At 66.2% G+C, this 2,111-nt stretch carries 1 protein-coding gene; it reads right to left on the bottom strand.

All coding sequences use genetic code 11. The annotated features are described in order from the left end of the window. Window positions 1-2,111, bottom strand: a 2,111-nt coding sequence (locus CFE35_RS22460; protein ID WP_292934096.1) for an AMP-binding protein, incomplete at both ends; no start/stop codon positions are given.

Below are 2,111 nucleotides of genomic sequence, written 5' to 3' on the forward strand. Positions count from 1 at the left end.
CGGTCAGGCTTTCCGGGTTGCGCAAGGTGGTGACGTCACCCAGCTCGCCGCCCTCTACCAGCGCACGGACCATGCGGCGCATGTACTTGCCCGAGCGGGTTTCAGGGAACTGGCTGACTTCGATGAAGTCTGCCGGAACCGCGACCGCGCCCTTTTCGGTGCGGACGAGGTTGAACAGGCGCTGGCGGTCTTCCTCGGTCAGCTTGCGGCCCGCGACGGGGACGACGAAGGCGAGCGGGGTCAGCCCCTTTTCGCGGTGCGGTGCGCCGACGACGAGGACATTGCCGACCGGCGAATCCGGATCTAGCGTCTTGTCGCGCAGCACTGCGCCTTCGATTTCCTCGGTGCCCATGCGGTGGCCCGAGACGTTGATGACGTCATCGCTGCGGCCGTGGAACGAGAACGAGCCATCATCATGCGCAATGGCGAAATCGCCCTGCGTATAGGCCCATGCGCCCTGCCAGCGTGCCCAGTAGCCGCTTTCCCAGCGTCCGGCATCGCCCGTCCAGCCGCCGACAACGCTGCCGTTCTCGACGCGAAAATTCTCCACATCGCCCCAGATCGTGCGCGCCAGATAGGGATAAGGCGCGGCAATGACGACTTCGCCCTTTTCGCCCGGGGCTGCGCGGCGCCAGGTGACGCCTTCGCTGCCCGCACGAGAGAATGGTGCTGTGCCAGGGCTGGCATCCTCGTCCTCGACCCACACTTCGCCAATGATCCACGGCAGCGGGAAGGCATGGGCATCGGCCTTGAGCGGGAAATCGGCGTTGCCGTAAAAATGCGTCCAGGCAATGCCGCCGTGCTCGGTTGCCCAGTAGCTGTTGATGTACTGCGGGGTGACATGCTCCATGCCGAAGGCCTGCACGGAGGGGCTGGTCGGCTCGGCGCAGAATGTCGCGACGCGCAAGCTGGCCATCGAATAGCGCTGCACGTCCGCCAGATTGGAGGGATCGGACATGATCGACTTGAGGAAGGTGACGCCTGCCTTGAAGATCGTGATCTTGTGGCGCTCGATCATCGAGGCGAAGCGGCCCGCGTGGGGGAACACGGGCGAGCCTTCGGAGACGACCGTGGTGACACGGCTGAGCAGCGCTGCGGAAATCTGGTAGCTCTGCCCGGTGATCCAGCCCGGATCGGCGACGACAAAGATCGTATCGCCGGGCCGCGCATCGAACGCAACCTGCATCGAATGCGTGATGCCAGCGGTGTAGCCGCCGTGAACGTGGACAATGCCCTTGGGCTTGCCGGTGGAGCCGGAGGTGTAGATGAAGAACAGCGGATAGTCCGCATCCACCGCCAGCGGCTTCGACGAGGCCCAGATCGCGCGGACGAAATCGGCATCGGGCAGCGCAATCAGCGCGTCTTCGCTCGCGACATTCGCGGTCTTGAGGATCGTCTCCAGCGCGGCGTCGGTCAGCTCGTGGCTCCAGCGGTCACGCTCGGCCCGCCAGACGATATCGGGCTGCGCGGTGTGGCGCACCACGATCACCGTATCAACGCGCGGCGGCAGCGTGACGAGGCTGGAGGCAATGGCAAGGCGCACGCGCGCGGCATCGCTGGCGGTGATGCGGCCTGCCTCGCCCAGCTTGATCAGCGCGCGGCCCACCCCGCGCATGACGTCGGAGCGTTCGACAGTGACTTCACCGGCGAGCGTTTCGGCAACGGTATCGGTAATGACGGCTGCGTCCTGCGCCGGGAGGCCGAAGTCGGTCGCGGCGAGGACGGCCAGCGCGGTGCTGACGGGGACGTAGTTGTCGAGCGCGGGATCGGTGTAGGCGGTCTTGAAGGCGGCCACTTGCGCGTTGCGGTAGCTGCCGTCTGACGTCACGATCACGCGCGCGCCGGCGTCTGCGATGCGGTCAGAGAGGGTCTTGTCGCTGAACCCGCCGAACACGGCGGTGTAAACAATGCCGAGCCGCTTGGCCGCTTCGGTCCAGAAGATCTGCGGCACGATGCTCGGCATGTTGAGCGCGATGCGGTCGCCCGCCTTCAGCCCCAGCGCTTCCAGCGCGACGGCGCATTTGGCCACTTCGAGCAGCAGGCGCTTGCGGCTGACAGTGAAGGTATCGACCGGTGCGCCGCGCCCGCCATCGGCGGCCATGTCCCAGCGG

This window comes from Novosphingobium sp. PASSN1, from assembly GCF_002278815.1.